Source organism: Methylibium sp. (assembly GCF_031393925.1).
Classification (GTDB): Bacteria; Pseudomonadota; Gammaproteobacteria; order Burkholderiales; family Burkholderiaceae_C; genus Methylibium.
Genome location: NZ_JANMWL010000083.1, coordinates 1 through 3,407, shown reverse-complemented (window position 1 = coordinate 3,407; position 3,407 = coordinate 1). Strand labels below are relative to the sequence as shown.

Genomic DNA, 3,407 nt, shown 5'->3' with positions numbered 1-3,407 from the left:
TTCACTCGGAAACCTCGACATCCATCGAGACTGGGGCTGGGCCCCGGAGTACGTCGAGGTCATGTGGCTGATGCTCCAACAGGAACAGCTCGATGACTTCGTCATCGCCACCGGCCGCTCGGTGTCGCTTGAGTACTTTGTGTCGCGCGCCTTCGAACACTTCGGGTTGAGTTGGCGTGCCCACGTGCGCACCGACAGCGCTCTGCTGCGGCCGTCGGACATCCGTTATGGCGCCGCCGACCCATCGCGCGCCCACCGGGTTCTTGGATGGCAGGCGCGGAGCCATGTCGATGACGTCATAGCCGGCATGGCCCAGGCCGCGGAAGCCGATCTTCGGAATTCTTCACGCGTTCGCTGATAAGCCACTGGTTGATTCGTCGCGCTTAGAGCCGCAAAGCGGCAGCACAAACCCCATGGCGGCCCGATCGCGGAGTCCGCGTTACCCCTGGAGAGAGGCATTGAGAGCAGTCATCTTGGCCGGTGGACTCGGCACCCGGATATCCGAGGAAACGCACCTGAAGCCCAAGCCGATGATCGAGATCGGCGCCAAGCCGATCCTGTGGCACATCATGAAGATGTACTCCGCCCACGGCATCAACGACTTCGTCATCTGCTGCGGCTACAAGGGTTACGTCATCAAGGAGTACTTCGCAAACTACTTCCTGCACATGTCGGACGTCACCTTCGACATGCAGGACAACGAGATGCGCGTGCACCAGCGAAAGGCCGAGCCGTGGAAGGTCACGCTCGTCGACACCGGCGACGCGACCATGACGGGCGGGCGCCTCAAGCGCGTGGCCGAACATGTCGCCGGTGAAGATGCCTTCTGCTTCACCTATGGCGACGGCGTGGCGGATATCGACATCGACCGTCTGACGCAGTTCCATCGCGCGCACGGCAAGCTCGCCACCATCACCGCCGTGCAGCCACCGGGCCGCTACGGCGCGCTCGCGCTCGAAGGGGCGGCCGTGCGTGGTTTCATCGAGAAGCCGCGCGGCGACGGCGGCTGGATCAACGGCGGTTTCTTCGTGCTGTCGCCGGCCTGCCTCGACCATATCGAGGGCGACCACACCGCCTGGGAGGGGGATCCGCTGAATCAGCTTGCGGCGTCCGGTGAGCTGATGGCGTTCGAACACGACGGTTTCTGGCAACCGATGGACACGCTGCGCGACAAGACCCATCTCGAGCAACTCTGGGCGTCGGGTCAGGCGCCGTGGAAGATGTGGTCATGAACCCGCAGTTCTGGCGTGGCAGACCGGTCTTCGTGACCGGCCACACCGGCTTCAAAGGCTCGTGGCTGTCTTTGTGGCTGCAAAGCGAGGGCGCGGTGGTTCACGGCTACTCCACCGCGCCGCCGACGGATCCGAACCTGTTCACGGTCGGCCGGGTCGCTGAAGGTCTCGCGACGCACACGGTGGCCGACGTTCGCGACGCGGCCGCGTTGAAGGCCGCGATGTGCGCCGCGGCTCCCGACGTTGTGTTCCATCTGGCGGCGCAATCGCTGGTGCGTCACTCGTATGCAGACCCGGTGGAAACCTACGCCGTCAACGTCCTCGGAACCGTCAACTTGCTTGAAGCCGCGCGCGCGTGCGCCAGCCTGAAGGCGCTGGTCAACGTCACCACCGACAAGTGCTATGAAAACAAGGAGTGGGTCTGGGGCTATCGCGAGCATGAGGCGCTGGGGGGCCATGACCCGTACTCGAGCAGCAAGGCCTGCTCCGAACTGGTCACCGCCGCCTATCGCGCCTCGTTCTTCGAGGCCGGCGGTGCCGCGATCGCAACAGCTCGCGCCGGAAACGTCATCGGCGGCGGCGATTGGGCCGAGGACCGGCTGATCCCCGACTTCTTCCGCGCCCTGGACCAGCGCCGCACCGTCGATGTGCGCCGCCCTGACGCGACGCGCCCTTGGCAGCATGTGCTCGAGCCGCTGTCGGGGTATCTGGCGCTGTCCGAACAGCTCGTCACGCAAGGCCAACCTTTCGCGTCGGCGTGGAACTTCGGCCCCGCCGACGAGGGTGTGCGCTCGGTGCGCTGGATACTCGACCACCTGAGTGCGCGACTGCCCGGGGCCGGCTGGCGACATGTCGGCGGGCCGCAGGTGCATGAAGCAAATGTCCTCAAACTCGACAGCTCGCGCGCAGGCAGGGAACTGCGATGGGCGCCACGCTGGAGCCTGGCGCAGGCGCTGGAAAAGACGGTCGAGTGGCATCTGGCGTGGCACCGCGGCGACGACATGCGTGCGGTTTGCCTCGCGCAGATCGGCGCCCACCCGAGCGCAGCTGCGGCATGAGGCCCGACATGGCATCGTTCGCTGAGATACCGACGCCATTGGCCGGCCTCGTGCTCGTGCAGCGCAAGCGGCTCGAAGACCTGCGCGGCTTCTTCAGCCGGCTGTTCTGCGCCGACGAACTCTCGGCGGTCGGCTTTACCCTGCCGATCGCCCAGATCAACCAGACCCTGACGCGCAAACGCGGCGCCGTGCGTGGGCTGCATTTCCAGCGTCCGCCACATGCCGAAGACAAGTTCGTGAGCTGCCTGCGCGGCGCGATCTTCGACGTGGCCGTCGACCTGCGGCGCGGCTCACCCACCTTCCTGAAGTGGCATGCCGAAATGCTGTCCGCGGAGAATGGCCGCAGCCTCTTCATCCCGCAAGGCTTCGCGCACGGCTTTCAGGCGTTGACCGACGACTGCGAATTGATCTATCTGCACTCAAAGCCCTATGACGCGCAGGCCGAGGGCGCGCTGAACGTGAACGACAAGGCGCTGAACATTGCCTGGCCGCTGGAGTTCACCGACATCTCGCAGCGCGACTCGGTGCACCCTCGGATCACCGAAGAATTCAACGGAATCTGAAGAGCCGACATGAAGTGCCGCCACTGCCATGCGCCGCTGAGCTTGCCGTTCATCGACCTGGGCACCGCTCCACCGTCCAACGCCTATGTCACGCAGGCCCAGCTCGCCGATCCCGAAAAGTGGTTTCCGCTGCGGGTGTTCGCGTGCACGAACTGCTGGCTGGTGCAGACCGAGGACTACCCGCACCACGCCGCACTGTTCGCGGGCGACTACGCCTACTTCAGTTCGTTTTCGCAAAGCTGGCTCGCGCACGCCGAGGCCTACGTCGGCAACATGGCGCAGCGCTTCGACCTCGGCCCCTCGTCGCGGGTGGTCGAGGTGGCTTCCAACGACGGCTACCTGCTGCAGTACGTGACGGCTCGGGGCATTCCCTGTCTGGGCATCGAACCCACCACTGGAACCGCACAGGCCGCGCGAGACAAGGGCCTCGAAGTCCGTGAAGCGTTCTTCAGCGTCGAGTTGGCCGAACAGCTCGTGGCCGAGGGCCGCGCCGCCGATCTGACAGCAGCCAACAACGTGCTGGCGCATGTGCCCGACATCAACGACTTCGTCGC

At 65.2% G+C, this 3,407-nt stretch carries 4 protein-coding genes and 1 pseudogene; all 5 read left to right on the top strand.

Annotated elements, in window-relative coordinates:
* Positions 1-358: GDP-mannose 4,6-dehydratase (locus RMO12_RS05270; protein ID WP_309638480.1), on the top strand; the 358-nt coding region annotated here is incomplete at its 5' end.
* A gap of 100 nt (positions 359-458) precedes the next feature.
* On the top strand, positions 459-1,232 hold the full coding sequence (gene rfbF / locus RMO12_RS05265; protein ID WP_309638481.1) for a glucose-1-phosphate cytidylyltransferase: 774 nt from the start codon (positions 459-461) through the stop codon (positions 1,230-1,232).
* Complete coding sequence (gene rfbG, locus RMO12_RS05260) at positions 1,229-2,290, top strand: CDP-glucose 4,6-dehydratase (RefSeq protein ID WP_309638479.1); 1,062 nt, start codon at positions 1,229-1,231, stop codon at positions 2,288-2,290. The genes rfbF and rfbG overlap by 4 nt, the downstream gene beginning before the upstream one ends.
* An 8-nt stretch (positions 2,291-2,298) precedes the next feature.
* Complete coding sequence (gene rfbC / locus RMO12_RS05255; protein WP_309638478.1) at positions 2,299-2,853, top strand: dTDP-4-dehydrorhamnose 3,5-epimerase; 555 nt, start codon at positions 2,299-2,301, stop codon at positions 2,851-2,853.
* 9 nt (positions 2,854-2,862) lie between these two features.
* Positions 2,863-3,407 (top strand): annotated as a pseudogene (locus tag RMO12_RS05250) (SAM-dependent methyltransferase); the annotation flags it as partial.